Raw genomic sequence first — 18,233 nt, forward strand, 5'->3', positions numbered from 1 at the left:
GATGGAGTGTACGAAATGGATACGATCTTATTAATCACCATATTAGTCGTTATTTTCGCACTTGTGTTCGACTTTATTAACGGCTTCCACGATACAGCAAATGCGATTGCTACTTCTGTATCTACCCGTGCCTTAAAGCCACGTACTGCGGTATATATGGCAGCGGTAATGAACTTCGTCGGAGCGATTACATTCGTTGGGGTAGCCAAAGCCTTAACAAAAGATATTGTGGACCCATTTTCTTTAAATGCCTATGATGGCGATATTACAGGTTCTGTTGTTATTTTAGCAGCCTTATTATCTGCCATTACATGGAATTTACTAACATGGTATTTTGGGATTCCATCAAGTTCTTCTCATACATTAATAGGTTCTGTTGCAGGGGCAGCTATTGCCGCAGCAGGATTTGATATTTTGAACTATGCTGGGTTTATTAAAATTCTTCAAGCACTTATTTTTTCACCATTACTAGCGTTCGCAGCTGGTTTCCTGATGATGACATTATTAAAAGTCATCTTCAAAGATATGAATTTATATCGAACGAATAAAGGCTTCCGTACAATGCAAATAGGGACAGCAGCCTTACAATCCTTTACACACGGGACAAATGATGCGCAGAAGGCAATGGGGATTATTACCTTGGCGCTAATCGCCGGCGGCCTACACCAAGGAGATGATATTCCTTTCTGGGTACGTTTTGCTGCAGCAACTGCGATGGGTCTTGGTACATCTGTCGGAGGCTATAAAATTATCAAAACGGTTGGCGGTAAAATCATGAAAATCCGCCCAGTAAATGGGGTAGCGGCAGACTTAGCTTCTGCATCGATTATCTTTGGTGCCACATTAATCCATTTACCAGTTTCTACAACACATGTAATTTCTTCATCCATCATGGGTGTCGGAACAGCACACCGTGTTAAAGGCGTTAAATGGGGGATGGCACGTAAAATCGTTACAACATGGGTCATCACGATGCCAATCTCTGCTGTCATGGCAGCATTGATTTACTATATTCTAAGTTTATTTTTCTAGTTCGCTAAGGAATGCACAATCACAGTGCATTCCTTTTTTTAATGGGATAAAAATAAAGGATGTAGCGGATAGAACCAGCAAAGTGGCGGATAGCCCGGGCAGGAAGAAAACTGCTTCGGTGAAATCGGTAGCCTCCTCCCCTTGTGTAAAGAGCAGTTTCGCTCTAAGGTAATTATAAAGAAAGTGTAAAGTTCGGAGAAAATCGTTTTTTCCGTAGTAAGGTGAATGCAGGAGGAAAATGATGAAGGAAAAGTTACTACTGATTGAGGATGATATAGCGATTGGGCGCATTGTGAAGGATACGCTGGAGCAGGAGGGCTATTGTGTGACATGGGCTACTACGGGCCTTGAGGGACTGGCAGATTTTCAAACGCAACCTTTCGATTTAGTGCTAGTGGATTGGATGCTGCCAGAAATGGATGGGTTAACGGTTTGTCAAAATATCCGTTGGGAGAGTGATGTGCCAATCCTAATGATGAGTGCCCGCAAGGAAGATGCGGATAAGGTGGAGGGCTTGCAGGGGGCAGACGATTATCTCGCTAAACCATTTAGCTTAGAAGAACTAAAGGCACGGGTTGCCTCTCATCTTAGACGCTGGCGACGCTACCGCAAGCAAGACGTGATAGAAGAGCATACTGCCTATGCGAATGGCTTAACAATAGATTGGCAACGAGAAATAGTAAATGTTTATCAGCAAGAAATTGCATTAACTCAAAAGGAGTTTGCTCTTGTTAGGCTACTAGCTAAAAACCCGAGTCAAACCTTTACAAAAGAGGAACTGTATCAGCATATTTGGCAGCAAGCAACGTTAGAGGACACTCATACTGTCACAGTGCATATCAAGGCACTGCGAGAAAAGCTCAAGGATTCTGTGAAAAATCCAAATTTCATTCAAACTGTGTGGGGTAAGGGCTACCGTTTTATTGGTGAACCATTATGAAAATAAAAGCGTGGTTACTGATTATGTTTTTTATTGTAATGGTATTACCCATAGTAGGAGCTTATAGCCTTTATGTGTGGATTAATGCTTATTACCAAGACAAAAATGTGGCGGAGTACTTTGACAAGTGGACAGAGCTAAATCAGGTAAAAGATGTCGTTGACAATCCAATGCTTTATCAAAAAAATGCCAATCTAAAAGAGGTTGAGGAACTTACCAATGAGCAGCTGGCGATTACCCTCTATACGAAATCTGGCTATGTTTTATATTCCTCCAACCCTTTGCTAACGGGCTATGTAGGGAAAGAGCGCATGTTAAATGGTTTATATGATTTACAGCAAGCATACAACGCCTTTACATACAAGGAGCCTGTATATCTAAAAGGTGATTTGCTTGGCATCTATGAAATTCAATTAATACGAACAGATTGGGTAAAGGGTGTAGAAAAGCGTTCATGGCTTGTCATCGTAAGCACGATCCTGTTGTTTCTTATCATTTATTTAACTGTCATCTTGTTGCTTCATCGGAAACTGAATCGGCCATTAGGTGAACTGATGCAGCACATGCGTCATTTTGCGAAAGGTCAGCATGTTACATCAACTCTAAGCGTAAGAAAAGATGAGATTGGGGCACTCGCCAAAACATTTGAGGCGATGCAGGTTGAAATTGAAAAGACTCGGGCTTCCTTAAAAGCGGAACAACAGCAAAAAGAAATGATGATTGCAAGTATTTCCCATGATTTGAAAACACCCCTTACAGCCATCCAAGCCTATGCGGAATCTTTACAAAATAAAGGCTTATCAGAACAGCAGGAGGCAGAATATCAGCAGGTCATCGTTACGAAGGCAGATCGGATGAAGCATATGCTAGAGGATTTAATGATGTTTACCTTACTTCAATCAACGAACTATACATTAGAGCTCATTGCTGTGGATGGAGAAGAATTTTTTGACATGGCCTTGTCTGACTATGAACCGTTATGTGAGGAAGAAGGATTTACATTAAAAGTCTTCTGTGCTGTGGATGGGCTCTATGCTGTGCACCCTAAACAACTTCAGCGTGTCATTGATAATTTATTGAGCAATGCCTGGCGTTATGGGGAAAAGGGGACAACAATCGGCTTAGCGGCAGTCAATGCTGGAAATGATCCCGAATGGGGCTTTGATTTCTTGAAGTCTGCTTTAAACAAGCAAGAAGGTATGTATATAATTGTGCAAAATCACGGAAGAGGCATACCACAACAGGACATTGTAAAATTATTCGAGCCCATGTATCAAGCAGATTATGCGAGATCAAAGGCTGGTGAACGAGGAACAGGACTAGGCTTAAATATTACAAAACAAATTATTGAAAAACATGGGGGTACTGTCGAACTGCTTTCTAGAGAGAATATTGGAACAGCGGTAATTTGCTGGCTACCACCTTATAAAGGAGTAAATGAATGATGAATTGGAAAAGATCTTGCCGAGCAGCAGGCTTAATTGCTGTTATGACATTTAGCTTGGTGGGCTGTAATTCAGAGGCAACTTATACACCTCAGGAAATTATCGACCAAGCCCTTCAAGAATCGAAAGAGCCACTCACTTATTATGGCGAATATACGTTAGATATGGGAGAGCTAGGTGGTAAAGCTCAAGTGAAGGAATGGGTAAAGGATAGCAATAGACGGATAGAAATGACAGGCGATAATGGTGAACATGTTATCACAGTCAAAAATGATGCTAAAGTGATTAGCTATGATGTCACTGAAAAGACAGCCTACACAATGGACTATTCCCAACCTGAATTAGGCAGCTTGCAATCACCTAAAGATCAGGTACAGCTTATTTTTAATATGGTTAAAGATACGCATGATATTAAGATAGCAGGAGAAGAGAAGGTTGCAGGTAGAGATACCTATAAAATCGTCGCAAAAACGAAGAATACGGAATCGTTATTTAGCGATATGGAAGCTTGGATTGACAAAAAAACTTGGTTGACGTTAAAAATGGAGTCAAATAATGCAGGCAATCAAATGATTACCGAATATTCAAAGATCAATTTTGATGAAAAAATCGATGATCAACAATTTATACTAGATCTACCAAAGGATGTAATGATTCAGGAAATTAACGGACAGGACACTTCAGAATCCATCTCATTGGGCGACGTAAAGCAGCAGCTTGAAAAGTTTTTATTAGTGCCAGAAGTAAATGGCCTTACGTTAGATAATATATCCATGGTTAAAGGGATAGAGGATCGACCAGAATACTCGTTTGATTATAGCTTAGATGGAGAGTTAGCTTTTTTTGTTACGATTTTTAAAGCAGATGCGAGTGTTGCAGATATTGGTCCCATTCTAAATGAAAAAGAAATAGATATTCGAGGACAAAAAGGCGCTGTTATGGATGGTGAAAATTTCCGTTCCCTTGCTTGGCAAGAAAACGGCTACCAATATAGTATGGTTGGACAAAATCCAGAATTAACAGTTGAGGATCTTGTAAGCTTTGCGCAACAAATGACCGTTGTACAATGAGGTGATACTATGAAAAAAGCGCAAGGACTAAAATGTCTGGCATTATTTTTATTTACCACTATTTTCTTGTATGGGGTAGGGGAAACCTATGAGGTGTCTTGGCTACAATTTCACTTTACGGGACAATATCAGGATGTAGGCTTTTATTTCAGTTTTACATCCCTCATTCCAATAGTAATTGGATTGTTAATGGTGGGTCTCTATGAATCATTGTTAAAAAGATTCATCTAAATAGGTAGGAGCAGGATCAGAGTGGAGGATCCTGCTTTTTTTATGGTAGAATTATAGTTCGTAGAATACAGTATTTATATAAAGAGGATACTAATAGGAGGTTTCATCAATGGCTACATTTCTACATGGCTTTGCTCAACAACTTATTTTCCCCTTGTTTATGATTTTATGCTTTTATTTCACATTAACTTATTTTCACCATCTAAAGACAGGCGATGACCGTGATATGAAGAACACAAAATGGGCAGCAGTGGTGTGTTTAGCTTTCGCTCTGGTTGCACCAGCGCTTTATAATGTGGTTACGTTCATGATCATGATGAGGTAAAGTAATAATTTTGGCACAATACGTACATAATGTAAGGTAACAGGTTTAGTCATTCTAAAATGAGGGAATATACATATATCCTAGGATATTGTAGGTGGTACATATGTTTGATAATTTACTATTTCAGTTACCTTTTATTATTTTTATCGGTTTGTTTTCGCAGTGGTTAGCATGGCGTTTTCGCATGCCTGCTATTGTCATTATGAGTATCGCTGGGCTTATTATTGGTCCGTTTACAGGGTTAGTGTCTCCAAAAGAGACATTTGGCCCTATTTTTCATACCATTATTTCTCTGGCAGTTGCCGTTATATTATTTGAAGGAAGTTTAAGCCTTGATTTTCGAGAAATACGTGGCTTTAAGAAGTCTATATTACGTATTTCCACAGTAGGGGCAGCCATCGCTTGGATTGCAGGCTCTACTGCAGCCCATTTTGTTGCGGGGCTATCATGGCCAGTCTCTTTTGTCATTGGTGGATTATTTATTGTGACAGGTCCAACCGTTATTTTGCCTTTATTGAGACAAGCAAAATTGAAGGAGCGACCAGCAGCTATCTTAAAGTGGGAAGGCATCGTTGTAGATCCTTTTGGCGCATTGTTAGCGCTATTTGCGTATCAGGTCGTTTTGGGTATATATCATTTAGAAGGTGGGACATCTCTTACCGTTTTCTTTGTTTCCGCCTTTTTAGCCGCCCTGCTAGGAGGGGTCGTCGGATATGTAATGGGCCAATGCTTGGAGCGTGGTTTGATTCCCGAATTTTTGAAATCACCTTTGTTGCTCGCTACTATTTTACTTGTTTTTGCCCTAAGCGATGCCATCATGCACGAAACGGGCTTATTGGCTGTGACAGTGATGGGGCTTGTGATGGCAAATATGCACTTAACAAGTCATCATGAGCTGTTGCATTTTAAAGAAAATATTTCCGTTATTTTAATTTCAAGTGTCTTTATTATGCTGACGTCGTCTTTAACCATTGATACGTTATGGCAAATCGTTGATTGGCGTATGCTACTATTCGTGCTTGCAATGATGTTTATTGTTCGACCGTTATCGATTTGGATTGCGACCATTAATACGGGCTTAACATTGGAAGAACGGGCCTTAATTGGGTGGATTGCACCGAGAGGGATTGTGGCATTAACCGTTTCAGGTTACTTTACAACGGCACTACAGGACGTAGGTTTTCAAAGTGCACAATTATTAACAGCGCTCACATTAGCACTTGTTTTTGCGACAGTGGTTGCCCATGGCTTTAGCATTGGCTGGCTTGCTAAAAAATTAGATCTACAAGCTTCCACGGGGAAAGGTATTGTAATTGTAGGCGCTTCTCCATTTACAACAGAGCTCGCAACGTCCCTGCAAAATAACGGAATTGATGTGTTGATGATGGATCGTGCATGGGAAGATTTATCTGCTGCTCGACAAAATGGTATTAAGACGGAAACAGGTGATATTCTAAGCGAGCATACAGAGTTTTATGTTGATTTAACCCCCTATGATCAACTAATTGTAGCGACCAAGCAGGACGCCTATAATGTCCTTGTTTGTGCAGACTTTGTTCCAGAATTAGGGCGTCCCAATATTTTTCAAACGGCTTTACATTCTACAGACCCCAAAAATTACTCAAGAAAGTACGGGGGACAGCTTCTTGTCGATGCACAGCATGATATTCATCAGCTCAATGAACTGATAGAGAAAGGTGCACAACTTCGTCAAACGAAAATTACAGAAGTATTTACATGGAAGGATTATGTAGAACAAAATCCTCATGCCGTCTTGGTGTATGCTATAACACAGGATGGAGCTATCGTGTTGGATATGGTCAATAAATATGACGATATAAAACATGAACCACATACTATTATTAGTTTAATTCGCTAAAACCAGCCACCTGTTTGTGCAGGGCGGCTGGTTTTTTGATGCAAGGGAAAGGAGACTAGTTGACTGAAAATGGCCATGCTTGCGACACACTAGCAATTAGTGTTCTGCCTGTTTCATACAATGCAAGAACAGCTAGCTTAAAGAGAGCAACTCCATATTCCAATGATAAATAATGGTAATCCCACCCCAAGAGAGCATTTAATTAGGAGGTTTTTCTAAACCCTTTCTACTAAAAATTGCAGTGTTAAATGACTAGCCATACTTTCCTCCTCATTACGCAATCTGCTGTAAATGTGTCTTCTTAAAAGCGTCATCATATTTTAAACCATAGCCAAGTGCGCGATCTAAGAAAATATGTGCGAGCCAAATCAGGGCAGCCATCAGAGGTATTGATGTAGTCGTTAGTAAACCAATCACCATCAATATGGCAGGTAGCACAAAGCTATGCCCCATGTTATAGAAAAGAGCGCCTATTTTTGTATTGATGAGATAGCCGACCATTGTGATGTCTGGGAGCAATAAAAACACAATAAAATAAAGCCATGGAAAATTTAGATGACCATAGAAAGAAGCTGTGATGATGAAAGCCAGGATATATTCGATTGAGATGATTTTACGTAGTGACATTTAACCACGACCTTCCAGTAAATTTTGATACATATCCTCAATGAGTAAGGCAATTTTTTCTTGATTTTCTTCAAATTGTCCGTCAGCCATTAACGTTTTTGTCAGTTGTAATGAATGAAGCGCATGCTGATAGAAGCGTAGTTGCTGCTCAATCTGGGCAATCTTTGTGGAAAATAGCTCTACCGTTTCTTCATTACATGCTGTTGAAATAGGCTTTTGTTCGAGTGTCAGTAAATGTTTAATTTCTTGGAGCGAAAAGCCTAGCTGACGTAAAACGATAATAAACTTCATTGTATGTTCACACATGGCATCATACACACGGTAGCCATTGTCTTGTTTTTGCGGCTGTAAGAGTCCCTCTTTTTCATAGTAGCGAATTGTATCAGTTGTTAATTGAAATTTCTCAGCGAATTGTTTAATTTTCATGTAAGTACCTCCTAAATTCATCCTAACATTGGAGTATGCTCCAAGGTCAAGGTGCTTGAGGAAAAAAATTTAAAAAAATGAAACGGTCATTTAGTGGCAGTCGTTTATAGTGTAAGAAGGGGAGGTGGACGGCATACTTGAGGAAATAATCGAAGAACATGCAGTACATTTATTACGTCTCGCCTATTTTTATGTGAAAAACCGACAAACCGCAGAGGATATTGTGCAAGAGGTCTTTATTAAATTTTCTCAGCGTGGTTATGAAGAACGCGGGCAGTTGCGCGCGTATTTATCCACTCTAACGATTAATCAAAGCAAGGATTATTTAAAAAGCTGGCATTATAAGAAATTACTATTACAAGAAAAAATATTTCCTGTTCAGGGGAATAAACAACGAGATGAGCTCGTGGCAGCAGAGGAAAGGTCCCACATTGGGGCAGCTATTTTAAAGCTTTCACTTACCTATCGGGAACCCATTATCCTTTATTATTTTGAAGAAATGAAGATTCGTGATATTGCCCAGCTACTTGGCATTGCAGAGAATACGGTGAAAACAAGACTGAAGCGGGCAAGAGAAGCATTAAAGCCTCATCTGAAGCAGGAGGAATGGGAGGTGCTTAGACATGAATGAGATACAGAAGGAATTACTCAAAGTTGCTGGTGATATGACAGCAAGCAAAGAAAGAGTCAAAAAACATGTACTACAACAGTCTATCAATAGAAGGAGGCCTTTTCGTTTCACCCTTTTAACCGTCGTACTGACACTTTGTGTGGTGGGGTTTATGATGGTGCAGCTTCTTACGAACGAAACAGAGCAAACAACCTCACTATTTCATGAAAGACAGCTTGAGCATTTCGAACGTATTAATCGGCTAATGTGGCCAGGGAAAGAGCAGGAATTTTATAAAGAGGAAGCCTATCTATCGTATGAGAAGCTCGTTGCCGCCTACTATTTTGCGAAATATTTAGGAATTGATTATTCAAAGGCAGAGCTAGAGGTGGAGAGAAAGAAGCAGGTAGAACAGTTGGAAATGCTTGAACAAGCATCTGAATACGAAGCACTATTTCAGGGATTAGCACCGAAACAGTATGTTGAAACTTATCTTGAGCCCCTTCTGCCGATGTATACAACTCGAACAAAGCTATATGCCTTCTATAAAGAAAAATATCCAACTTTTTATGCTTACCAAGAAGTAGCCAATATTGATGCCAAACGCTATTTCCAAGCGCATTATACTGAGCAGGCAACAGCCTTTCAAGAGGAGCAAAACATCGTATTACGGACCAGTTCACATGGCTCTTCAATGGTCGGAACAGTTGCAAAGGTTGAAGCGAATGTTTTCTTATTTATTGAAGGGGTGATTCCTGAGGACCTTGACCATATGGCAGAAGAACAGCTTGCTGAAAAATATGAACAGGCCGATTGGTATCCTGTGCTGGATGATTTTCCTGTCAAGCAGGGGGATTATATTACGTTAACTTCTATGGGAACAGGCAGTACGGAGGAAAACGGGGTCGTAAGAAAATATGGTTTATTATCTAAACTGGAAAAACTAGAGCCAACCATTACTCAAAAGCTTGAGCTAGAAAATGACAAAGAGGTCGCTCAATTTTTACAGGATATCCCTTGGCAGCCCGCAAATTATATGAAAAGACCACCCGAATATTCATTTGAAGTAGAAGGCGTCCGTATTGAAATGTGGAAGGGCTATGGCGGTTCAATTTATCTCCAAAAGGCTGATAGTGGAGAAATTCACCTTAGTGCCAACAGAGCGAAGGCATTAATAGCCATCCTAGGCATAGAACAATCTTAACAAGTCTCTTGAAAGAGGCTTGTTTTTTGTTTAGGGGAAAATTATAGTGAAAGTACCATGTTAAAATAACCTTTAATTGAATGTAGGAAAAAATACACAGTGATTTTCTTTATTAGGCTGAATTACTTAATGTCAAAAAAATAAATGAGTCTAAAGAATTGTAATATTTTAAGGTCGAAGGTAGTATTAAAGAAGTAAGGATGAAGAAAAGGAGGGGCGGTATGAACGCACAAGAATTTGAAGAACTATGGATTACGCTTAATGAGTTATATAATGCGGATCGTTTTTTAGAATATATAGAAATAAGTAGTGCCGCAATTGAAAGTGCCATTAAGCTTGAAATGTATGATAAGGCTATCCTTCTATTACGTTATAGCTGTGCCAGTTATTTTCAAACGGGTGATTTACAGCTTTCTATAAGTGTCCTTGAACAATATCGTGAGTTAACCTTTCAACATGGCAATGATATTGATCTAATTCAATATTACAATTTAGCAGCCATTTATTGGGGAACATTTGGTCATTTAAAGAAATCAGAAGAGTTGATGTTGAAAGGCTTAAAAATTGCTGAAACAATCCAGCACGTGGAGAGCATGGGGAAAATCTATAACAATCTAAGCGACTTAGAAATATCCATGGGAAGCTATCGGACAGCTAAGGAATTTGCCTTAAAGAGTTTATATTATGCGAATGCGTTTGAAATGAAGCATAAAGAGCCTTATACAGGGATTATCCATCCGAAGACAAACCTAGCTGTTGCACTTATTTGGCTTGAAGAGTTTGAAGAAGCCAATACGATATTACAAGAATTAATGGCAACGATTCATCTTCCACCCTATTCGAAAGTACAACTTGAGGTCCTTAATGCCTATGCCTTCCTGTGTGAAAGACAGGGACGTATAAGTGAGGCCATAGATTTATATCAAAAGACAAAGCATTATGCTTTACAAAACAATGACCTTTCTCTACTTCAACTAATCTATAATTCTTTAGTGAAGCTAATAGAGGAGCAAGGCAATAAAATTGTATTGTGTGCGATACAAAAGGAATATATTAATATTTTGTTAGAAATCCAGCGTGAAAACTATTCACATGTATTGTTTGAAATGGAATATAACGATCATAAGAAGCAGTTTGAAAAAAATGCCTATATTGATCCTCTGACGAATATTTACAATCGTCGCTATTTTGATGAACAGGCCAAAAAGATGGTCGAAAAGGCGACTGAAAATCATCAGCAATTGGCCCTGATGATGGTGGATTTAGACCATTTTAAAGAAATCAATGACATGAATGGCCATTTATTTGGCGATGATGCTTTGACGAATACAGCCAAAACTTTACAGGACTATTTTCAGCCCTTTGAGTCTATTGTTGCCCGTTTTGGGGGGGATGAATTCATTGTGTTGAGTCAAGTAAAGGAGGGAGAATCAGTGCAAACATTGGCTGACAACCTGTATCAAACCTTAACGGCACTGTCACTGACAGTGAATAATCAAACTGTTCAGTTGGAATTTAGTATTGGTGTCAGTACGAATGATCATGGCAAAATTCAGAAAGTAGAAGAGCTTATCCAGCATGCGGATGAAGCGCTCTATAAATCAAAGCGTAACGGCCGCAACCAAATTACGCACTATAATCATTATTGCGATGTGGGAAATGGTATTTAAAAGAGAGAGAGGCATATCTACGTGGGAAGTGCCTCTTTCGTAAACGTGTTGCTAGTGTGATGGATTAAGCAAGCCATAAAACACAATATCTTCAAAAGTACCGTTTTTATAAATATGATTCTTTAATGTTCCCTCATAGTGCATGCCACATTTCTCCATAATTTTCCCAGATGCAGGATTAGATTGGAAATACCGGGCATAAATACGATGATACTGTTTCTCCTGAAAGGCAAATTCAATCATCGCTTGAGCAGCTTCTGTTCCGTAGCCATTACCCCAATAGGGCTCTCCAATCCAATAAGCGATTTCTCCTCTTTGATGTTGGGATTGATTTGACAGTCCTATCGCTCCATATAATTGTCCACTTTGTTTGTCTGTTATCGCAAATTCGTAACTTCGATTTTCCTCAAAGTTTTGTTGATGCGTGGAAATCCATGATAATGCACATTCTAAAGTATAAGGATAAGGTAAACTCAATGTGCTTTTATAGATCGCATAATTGTTACATAAAACACTTACTTCCTGTGCATCTGCTTGTGTAAAAAGTCGAAGTATTAAGCGTGGCGTTTCTATCGTCTTTTCGGTTGGTGAATAAATCATCGAATACCCCCTTATCATTGGTTGGATTGATTATAGCACAATAAAAAGTAAAGTAAACCAAATAATGGGTTTTAAATCGCATCTTGAATTGGAATAAAAATTTATTGAAAAACGATAAATTATATGATAAATTAAACAGGAGAATAAATAAAAGAGGTGCGTAAGATGAAACGAGAAACGCTCTTTTTAAAGATAGCTGTTTTTCTAATAGGTATACCCGTTCTTGCCTTATGTGTATGGGTGGTGCCTCGTGTTGCTTTGAATACAGTGGAGCATTCTCCCATTTTAACCATTGTTGCATTAATCGGCGTCTATGCAACGGCTATTGCTTATTTTGTTGCGCTATTTACGACGATCAAACTATTAAGCTATATTGACCAAAACATTGCATTTTCAGAGCTGTCTGTCAAAGCTTTAATCAAGATCAAATATTGTGCAATTATTATTAGTAGTGTTTACGTGGTTGGCATGCCACTGATATACTATGCTGCGGAAGTAGACGATGCCCCAGGTCTTATCCTTATCGGAATGGTCATTATTTTTGCTTCCTTTGTCGTGGCAGTCTTTGCTGCTGTGCTGCAAAAGCTTCTAAAAAATGCCATCGATATCAAATCAGAAAATGATCTAACGGTTTGAGGTGAATACTATGGCAATGATCATTAACATTGATGTAATGCTGGCGAAACGAAAAATGAGTGTAACAGAGCTTTCAGAAAAAGTTGGCATCACGATGGCGAATCTTTCGATATTAAAAAACGGCAAGGCCAAAGCCATCCGCTTTTCAACATTAGAGGCTATTTGTGAGGCATTGGATTGTCAGCCTGGCGATATTTTAGAATATCGGAAGAACGAGGAACTACAAAAATAAGGATCTGCATAAAGCAGATTCTTTTTTTTGTAGAAATTATTGCCAATATAAGTCGTCCTATGCTAGGATAAAGAAAAGAGGTATCGACAGGCAGTCGGTCAATTATAAGGAGTTGTCTTATGAGGGAAATAAAAAAAGCGGAAGAACGCAGAAATGAAATATTAGATGCAGCGGATGAATTATTTGCACAGAAGGGATTTGATGGCACGAGTACGAGTAATATATTGGAAAAAGTAGGCATTGCTCGAGGGACACTCTATTATCATTTTAAATCTAAGGAAGATATTATGGATGCGCTCATTGAGCGTTATACAAGCACGATGCTAGCAAAGGCGAAAACCGTTGCGGCAGACAAGACTATAGCTGTAAATGAGCGGATATTGCGCGTTGTCATGGCATTGAATATGCAAAATGAACAGGGTGGACAGGAAGTGATGGAGCATGTTCATAGACCGCAAAATGCTTTGATGCACCGCAAAATACAGCAAGTGATCATCAATCAAGTGCCACCAATCCTTACCGCCATTATTCGTGAGGGCATTGAGCAAGGTATTTACCAAACGCCTTATCCCTATGAGTGTATGGAAATGATTATCGCTTATACCAATACGGTATTCGATGATGATCTCGTCTTGATAACAGATGAGGAAAGAGCTGCCCGTATTCCGGCATTGATTTTTAATATTGAACGAATGCTAGGGGTGGAAAGTGGTAGCTTATTGTATATGATGCAAATGTTTGGAAATAAAGAAGAAGGCACTACGAACTAAGTTTTTTTAGGTCTTGTTAGGTTTATAGCGGTAAACAATATACAAAGAGGTGACTTATGTATTGGAAAATTGTGCGAAATGATATGGCAAATAGCAAGCTAATTACAGGTATGACCATGCTATTTGTGGCGGTAGCAGCTTTACTTGCCACACTATCAGCAGTACTTATGGTCCATTTGACAAGCGCAATTGACACACTGATGAAACAAGCAGAAACGTCTCATTTTCTTCAGATGCATGCAGGGGAAATCGATCAAGTGCGGCTTACTGAATTTGCAGAGCAAAATAAATATGTAGATGAATATCAAATGAATGAATTTCTAAATGTGGAGGGCTCGAAGATCCATATTGCGGGTACCACATTGGCACATAGTGTGCAGGACAATGGTTTCAGCACACAAAGTGAGAAATTTGATTATTTACTTGATCTTGATGGTCATGTGATTGAAGTGGCAAATGGTGATATTTATGTACCTGTAAGCTATTGGAAAGACGGCATTGCCGACTTGGGGGATACTGTCATCGTTCATGATCAAACCTTTACAATAGCAGGATTTCTAAGGGATTCACAGATGAACTCAATGCTGACTTCCTCCAAACGCTTTCTTGTCAGTGAACAAGATTATGCAGCAATCCAGGAAGCGGGAACAGTTGAATATTTAATTGAGTTTCGTTTGAAAAATTTGGCGGATTTAAAGAATTTTGAAGAAGCCTATACAAGTGCAGGGTTAGAAGCAAATGGACCAACCATTACCTATAAGCTTTTTCAAATGCTGAATGCCATATCAGATGGGCTTATGATTGCTGTTATCTTGCTCATCAGTGTCCTTGTAGTCGCTATTGCGTTTATGTGTATTCGATTTACATTGCTCACTAAAATTGAAGAGGATACTCGAGAAATCGGTGTGATGAAAGCAATTGGCCTACGAGTGACAGATATTCAGAAAATGTATCTAGCCAAATATGGCGTTATAGCTGTGATTGGTTGTATGCTCGGTTTTGCCTGTTCCTTCTTCCTTCGAGATATTCTATTAGAAAATATCCGTCTGTTCATGGGAGAAACGGACAATGTTTCACTCATTTGGTTGTTCACAGGTCTGGGGTTGTTACTCGTGTTTATCGTGATTATGGGCTATGTACAATCGGTACTGAAACAGTTTCGCAAGCTATCAGCCACGCAGGCTCTGCGCTTTGGCACAATGCAAGGAAAAGGGCAACATGCAAAATTATTGAACCTCAGCGCCAATAAAAGGCTACCGATTAATCTTTTCCTTGGCATAAAGGATGTGCTATCACGAAAAACACTTTATGCGACAATGCTTGCAGTATTAGTATTGGCAACATTTATTATCATCGTCCCTCAAAACTTACACAATACAATTGCAGCTAAAAGCTTTATTACGTATATGGGTATTGGGAACAGTGACATCCGAATTGATATCCCACAAGGCAAGCAAAATGAACAACAGGTGGCAGCGGTGATGGATAGGCTTGAGCATGATACAGCCATTAAGAATTACACTGTTTTGACAACAAAAAAATTCACAACGATTGCCCAGGACGGAACAGCGCAAAACCTAAAAATAGAACTGGGTGACCATACGATTTTCCCCTTAGAATATGCACACGGAGAGGCTCCAGTTGCTCCTAATGAAGTGGCACTTTCGGTGCTCAATGCAGAGGAGCTTCAAAAAAAGGTTGGCGATAGTTTAGCAGTGGTCATTAATGGACAGAAGAAAAATTTGAGGATTAGCGGTATTTATTCAGATATTACCAATGGAGGCAAGACTGCGAAGGCAGCTTTCTCTGACCATTCTACGGATAGCATGTGGAGTGTCGTCTATAGTACGATGGCAGATCCATCTCTTGTTGCAGATAAAAGGGCGGAATATGCAAAAACCTTCTCATTTGCCAAAGTGTCAGGTATTGATGATTATATTTATCAAACTTTTGGTACGACGATTCATGCCATCGAAAAGGCAGCTCGTGCAGCACTCGTCATTGCCTTATTGCTGTGTGTGCTCGTGACATTATTATTTATGAATATGCTGATTGCGAAGGATCAAGCGCCCATCGCTATCATGAAGGCATTGGGATTCACGAATGTCGATATAGCTACACAATATGCTGCACGTTCGATTTTTGTATTACTGCTTGCTATCTCGATGGGGACGTTGCTCGCAAACACGTTAGGTGAATATTTAACTAGTACGGTCATTGCCTCATTCGGGGCGGCTTCGTTTGATTTTATGATTAATCCACTAGCAGCGTATGTTTTTTGCCCACTAGCGCTTACAAGCGTTGTACTGCTAGCCACGCTATTTGGTACGTCAAGGGCAGGGCAGGTAAAAATTATTGAGCATATAAAGGAGTAGAACCTATGAATATCGTAAGTGGTGAGCAAATAGCAAAGACGTTTCAGGTAGGCAAAGAACAGCATCCCGTTTTACTGGATGTATCAGTTGCCATCAATCAAGGGGAGTTTATTGCCATCATGGGCCCATCAGGCTGTGGTAAATCGACACTGTTGTATGCCCTTAGCGGGATGGACAGTGTTGATCAAGGTCAGGTCATCTTTGATGGAATGGACTTAACGACATTAAGTGACAAAGAACTGGCTGATTTGCGTAGAACGAAAATGGGCTTTGTCTTTCAGCAGCCGACCTTTCTAAAAAGCTTAAATATCCTCGATAATATCCTGTTACCTGTGATGCGTGATGAGCGAAAAAATGTCAGGGCCTTGACAGAAAGGGCACTACAGATCATGAGCAAAATGGGGATTGCAGACTTGGCAAAGCGAGATATTACACAAGTGTCTGGTGGGCAGCTTCAACGGGCAGGCATCTGCCGGGCCTTGATTAGCAACCCGCAAGTGATCTTTGGAGATGAACCAACAGGCGCATTGAATTCAACGTCTGCTCAGGAAATCATGGATTTATTAGCCTCCATCAATAGTGAAGGCACTACGGTGATGCTTGTGACCCATGATCCAAAGATTGCCGCAAGAACAGAGCGTATCCTTTTTATGTCTGATGGTGCTATCGTGAATGAATTGAGATTGCCTCGATTCACAGGCGCCGATTTAGACGATCGAATGGTCAAAGTTGTCTCTACTATGCAAAAAATAGGTATTTAGCTTGAAGAAATCCGTAATGATTTAAAAATTACGGATTTTTTTTGATAAAATGAATCGCATTCGTTACGGCGACCGTCAGTAGTGTAGAAAGTAGGTGAGGGCAATGATGGCTATTGAACAGATAATCGAGGAGCACGGTGATTACTTACTAAAGGTCGCCTATCTATATGTAAAAAATAAGGCAACGGCGGAGGACATCGTGCAGGATGTGTTCATCGCCTTTTATCAAAAGCAGGGACAGTTTCGTCAGGAAGCATCCTTACGTACATATTTAGTGAAAATGACGGTTAATCGAAGTCACGATTATTTACGAAGTTGGAAAAGTAAACGACTGACATTGTTTGAAAAGATCACGGGGCGCACAACAGCTATGACACCTGAAAAGGAGATACTAGAGAAAACGGTAAAAAAAGAGCTGGTGGAGGCACTGTTTACTTTATCAGTTGCCTATCGAGAGGTCTTGATTTTGTATTATTTTGAGGAGATGTCGACAGTGGAAATTGCACAGCTTGTACACTGTCCGGAAGCAACGATTCGCACAAGATTACAGCGAGCTCGTAAACAATTAGCAACAGCAATGGGTGACTTTGATTGGGAGGTGCTACGCCATGAATCAATTTAAAGAGGAACTATTAAAGGAGCTACAAGATGTCAAGCTCTCACAGCAGCGCAAACAGGTAATCGCGGAGAAAGCACGACGAAAAGTTCAACTTAAAGCAGATGGTCAATGGACATATCGCATCGTGTTCGCAACCTTTACTATTTTTGTTATCGGTTTTAGCTATATCCTGACACAACAGAAGGGGCAACAGGGTTCAGGCCATCAGGCGGCTAGCCTACAGTCCGATAATTGGCATTGGTGGTCACTATTTGCTTCGGATTATGTAAGAGGAATGATTTTACTAAGCATTTTTATAGGCGCTACATTTATTGTCAAACGCTATCTATTGAAAAAGGGGTATGGTTTACCTGTTTGTATTGAATGTGAGGAGAGTTGGTCTGAGAAGGATGCCCGTAAATTATATCGTAAAAATAGTGAAATTGTGTGCCCTCATTGTGGACAAAAACAATACCGCACAAAAAAATCCATGCAAATCAGTGGTGTAATGACGATGCCAGTGCCGCTGCTGATTATGCTGCAACATGTTTTCCATCATTTTGTTATCGGTCTCATTTTCTTTTTAGTGGGCATGTTCTTCTACCATTATCAAATTGCGCCATATGTGTTTAAGCTACAAGAGAAAGATCCGATGAATGAACCGTTATGGTAATGATTTTGGCAAGAAATTGCTAGGCTAATCTAGCAATTTCTTTTTTTATTCTAAAATAGATTGACAATGGTTTTCATTTGCTTTATCTTTGTGTTAACTTATTTTTATTATTAGTTAACGCACAAGGGG

The 18,233-nt window shown here is 39.7% G+C and carries 20 protein-coding genes; 17 read left to right on the forward strand and 3 right to left on the reverse strand.

Annotated features, from left to right (window positions below; all coding sequences use genetic code 11):
- Positions 1-15: 15 nt before the first annotated feature.
- The 7 genes from L6W14_RS08480 to L6W14_RS08510 all read left to right on the forward strand — a co-directional run bounded on the left by L6W14_RS08480 (position 16) and on the right by L6W14_RS08510 (position 6,922).
- Positions 16-1,032, forward strand: a complete 1,017-nt coding sequence (locus L6W14_RS08480; protein ID WP_004229076.1) for an inorganic phosphate transporter — start codon at positions 16-18, stop codon at positions 1,030-1,032.
- A gap of 241 nt (positions 1,033-1,273) precedes the next feature.
- Positions 1,274-1,972, forward strand: coding sequence for a response regulator transcription factor (locus L6W14_RS08485; protein WP_237900353.1), 699 nt, complete (start codon positions 1,274-1,276; stop codon positions 1,970-1,972).
- Entirely contained in the window at positions 1,969-3,417 is a 1,449-nt protein-coding gene (locus L6W14_RS08490) for a HAMP domain-containing sensor histidine kinase (protein ID WP_237900355.1), read from the forward strand. Before L6W14_RS08485 ends, L6W14_RS08490 begins: the two co-directional genes overlap by 4 nt.
- On the forward strand, positions 3,414-4,487 hold the full coding sequence (locus L6W14_RS08495) for a LolA family protein (protein ID WP_237900357.1): 1,074 nt from the start codon (positions 3,414-3,416) through the stop codon (positions 4,485-4,487). The genes L6W14_RS08490 and L6W14_RS08495 overlap by 4 nt, the downstream gene beginning before the upstream one ends.
- Before the next feature lie 9 nt (positions 4,488-4,496).
- The gene (locus L6W14_RS08500; protein ID WP_221683140.1) at positions 4,497-4,718 is read left to right on the forward strand and encodes a hypothetical protein; all 222 of its coding nucleotides are present in this window, start codon (positions 4,497-4,499) and stop codon (positions 4,716-4,718) included.
- 109 nt (positions 4,719-4,827) lie between these two features.
- Positions 4,828-5,043 carry a hypothetical protein gene (locus L6W14_RS08505; protein WP_237900359.1) on the forward strand — a complete coding sequence of 72 codons (216 nt, stop codon included), beginning with the start codon at positions 4,828-4,830 and terminating at the stop codon, positions 5,041-5,043.
- A 103-nt stretch (positions 5,044-5,146) separates the two neighbouring features.
- Positions 5,147-6,922, forward strand: a complete 1,776-nt coding sequence (locus tag L6W14_RS08510; RefSeq protein ID WP_237900361.1) for a cation:proton antiporter — start codon at positions 5,147-5,149, stop codon at positions 6,920-6,922.
- A 273-nt stretch (positions 6,923-7,195) separates the two neighbouring features.
- Here the strand turns inward: L6W14_RS08510 and L6W14_RS08515 are convergent, their stop codons facing one another.
- The gene (locus L6W14_RS08515; protein ID WP_237900363.1) at positions 7,196-7,549 is read right to left on the reverse strand and encodes a DUF4260 domain-containing protein; all 354 of its coding nucleotides are present in this window, start codon (positions 7,547-7,549) and stop codon (positions 7,196-7,198) included.
- The gene (locus L6W14_RS08520) at positions 7,550-7,975 is read right to left on the reverse strand and encodes a MerR family transcriptional regulator (RefSeq protein ID WP_237900365.1); all 426 of its coding nucleotides are present in this window, start codon (positions 7,973-7,975) and stop codon (positions 7,550-7,552) included.
- A 124-nt stretch (positions 7,976-8,099) separates the two neighbouring features.
- Here L6W14_RS08520 and L6W14_RS08525 point away from each other — a divergent pair, with 124 nt between their 5' ends.
- From L6W14_RS08525 to L6W14_RS08535, 3 genes are all read left to right on the forward strand, one after another.
- Positions 8,100-8,606 carry a sigma-70 family RNA polymerase sigma factor gene (locus tag L6W14_RS08525; RefSeq protein ID WP_237900367.1) on the forward strand — a complete coding sequence of 169 codons (507 nt, stop codon included), beginning with the start codon at positions 8,100-8,102 and terminating at the stop codon, positions 8,604-8,606.
- Positions 8,599-9,789 (forward strand): hypothetical protein, encoded by a 1,191-nt coding sequence (locus L6W14_RS08530; RefSeq protein ID WP_237900369.1) that lies wholly within the window; start codon positions 8,599-8,601, stop codon positions 9,787-9,789. The genes L6W14_RS08525 and L6W14_RS08530 overlap by 8 nt, the downstream gene beginning before the upstream one ends.
- A gap of 221 nt (positions 9,790-10,010) precedes the next feature.
- Positions 10,011-11,459: a tetratricopeptide repeat-containing diguanylate cyclase gene (locus L6W14_RS08535; RefSeq protein ID WP_237900372.1), complete on the forward strand. Its 1,449-nt coding sequence runs from the start codon at positions 10,011-10,013 to the stop codon at positions 11,457-11,459.
- A 51-nt stretch (positions 11,460-11,510) separates the two neighbouring features.
- Here L6W14_RS08535 and L6W14_RS08540 read toward each other — a convergent pair whose 3' ends face one another.
- Entirely contained in the window at positions 11,511-12,059 is a 549-nt protein-coding gene (locus L6W14_RS08540) for a GNAT family N-acetyltransferase (RefSeq protein WP_237900373.1), read from the reverse strand.
- 165 nt (positions 12,060-12,224) lie between these two features.
- Here L6W14_RS08540 and L6W14_RS08545 point away from each other — a divergent pair, with 165 nt between their 5' ends.
- From L6W14_RS08545 to L6W14_RS08575, 7 genes are all read left to right on the forward strand, one after another.
- A complete protein-coding gene (locus L6W14_RS08545; RefSeq protein WP_048390401.1) occupies positions 12,225-12,695 on the forward strand; it encodes a DUF2975 domain-containing protein in 471 nt (156 codons plus the stop codon).
- A 10-nt stretch (positions 12,696-12,705) separates the two neighbouring features.
- On the forward strand, positions 12,706-12,927 hold the full coding sequence (locus L6W14_RS08550) for a helix-turn-helix domain-containing protein (protein WP_004229042.1): 222 nt from the start codon (positions 12,706-12,708) through the stop codon (positions 12,925-12,927).
- 119 nt (positions 12,928-13,046) lie between these two features.
- Positions 13,047-13,697, forward strand: a complete 651-nt coding sequence (locus tag L6W14_RS08555; RefSeq protein WP_237900376.1) for a TetR/AcrR family transcriptional regulator — start codon at positions 13,047-13,049, stop codon at positions 13,695-13,697.
- Positions 13,698-13,753: 56 nt separating this feature from the next.
- Positions 13,754-16,072 (forward strand): ABC transporter permease, encoded by a 2,319-nt coding sequence (locus tag L6W14_RS08560; RefSeq protein ID WP_237900378.1) that lies wholly within the window; start codon positions 13,754-13,756, stop codon positions 16,070-16,072.
- Between the two features lie 5 nt (positions 16,073-16,077).
- Entirely contained in the window at positions 16,078-16,833 is a 756-nt protein-coding gene (locus L6W14_RS08565; protein ID WP_237900380.1) for an ABC transporter ATP-binding protein, read from the forward strand.
- A 103-nt stretch (positions 16,834-16,936) separates the two neighbouring features.
- Entirely contained in the window at positions 16,937-17,455 is a 519-nt protein-coding gene (locus L6W14_RS08570; RefSeq protein WP_221683153.1) for a sigma-70 family RNA polymerase sigma factor, read from the forward strand.
- Positions 17,442-18,104 (forward strand): TIGR04104 family putative zinc finger protein, encoded by a 663-nt coding sequence (locus L6W14_RS08575; protein ID WP_237900381.1) that lies wholly within the window; start codon positions 17,442-17,444, stop codon positions 18,102-18,104. The genes L6W14_RS08570 and L6W14_RS08575 overlap by 14 nt, the downstream gene beginning before the upstream one ends.
- Positions 18,105-18,233 lie beyond the last annotated feature (129 nt).

This window comes from Lysinibacillus sp. ACHW1.5 (genome assembly GCF_022014815.1).
In the GTDB taxonomy this organism is placed as follows: domain Bacteria; phylum Bacillota; class Bacilli; order Bacillales_A; family Planococcaceae; genus Lysinibacillus; species Lysinibacillus capsici.

Coding starts and splice junctions, on each gene's coding strand:
- L6W14_RS08480 (WP_004229076.1), top strand. CDS start 16: ATGGATACGATCTTATTAATCACCATATTAGTCGTTATTTTCGCACTT.
- L6W14_RS08485 (WP_237900353.1), top strand. CDS start 1,274: ATGAAGGAAAAGTTACTACTGATTGAGGATGATATAGCGATTGGGCGC.
- L6W14_RS08490 (WP_237900355.1), top strand. CDS start 1,969: ATGAAAATAAAAGCGTGGTTACTGATTATGTTTTTTATTGTAATGGTA.
- L6W14_RS08495 (WP_237900357.1), top strand. CDS start 3,414: ATGATGAATTGGAAAAGATCTTGCCGAGCAGCAGGCTTAATTGCTGTT.
- L6W14_RS08500 (WP_221683140.1), top strand. CDS start 4,497: ATGAAAAAAGCGCAAGGACTAAAATGTCTGGCATTATTTTTATTTACC.
- L6W14_RS08505 (WP_237900359.1), top strand. CDS start 4,828: ATGGCTACATTTCTACATGGCTTTGCTCAACAACTTATTTTCCCCTTG.
- L6W14_RS08510 (WP_237900361.1), top strand. CDS start 5,147: ATGTTTGATAATTTACTATTTCAGTTACCTTTTATTATTTTTATCGGT.
- L6W14_RS08515 (WP_237900363.1), bottom strand. CDS start 7,549: ATGTCACTACGTAAAATCATCTCAATCGAATATATCCTGGCTTTCATC.
- L6W14_RS08520 (WP_237900365.1), bottom strand. CDS start 7,975: ATGAAAATTAAACAATTCGCTGAGAAATTTCAATTAACAACTGATACA.
- L6W14_RS08530 (WP_237900369.1), top strand. CDS start 8,599: ATGAATGAGATACAGAAGGAATTACTCAAAGTTGCTGGTGATATGACA.
- L6W14_RS08535 (WP_237900372.1), top strand. CDS start 10,011: ATGAACGCACAAGAATTTGAAGAACTATGGATTACGCTTAATGAGTTA.
- L6W14_RS08540 (WP_237900373.1), bottom strand. CDS start 12,059: ATGATTTATTCACCAACCGAAAAGACGATAGAAACGCCACGCTTAATA.
- L6W14_RS08545 (WP_048390401.1), top strand. CDS start 12,225: ATGAAACGAGAAACGCTCTTTTTAAAGATAGCTGTTTTTCTAATAGGT.
- L6W14_RS08550 (WP_004229042.1), top strand. CDS start 12,706: ATGGCAATGATCATTAACATTGATGTAATGCTGGCGAAACGAAAAATG.
- L6W14_RS08555 (WP_237900376.1), top strand. CDS start 13,047: ATGAGGGAAATAAAAAAAGCGGAAGAACGCAGAAATGAAATATTAGAT.
- L6W14_RS08560 (WP_237900378.1), top strand. CDS start 13,754: ATGTATTGGAAAATTGTGCGAAATGATATGGCAAATAGCAAGCTAATT.
- L6W14_RS08565 (WP_237900380.1), top strand. CDS start 16,078: ATGAATATCGTAAGTGGTGAGCAAATAGCAAAGACGTTTCAGGTAGGC.
- L6W14_RS08570 (WP_221683153.1), top strand. CDS start 16,937: ATGATGGCTATTGAACAGATAATCGAGGAGCACGGTGATTACTTACTA.
- L6W14_RS08575 (WP_237900381.1), top strand. CDS start 17,442: ATGAATCAATTTAAAGAGGAACTATTAAAGGAGCTACAAGATGTCAAG.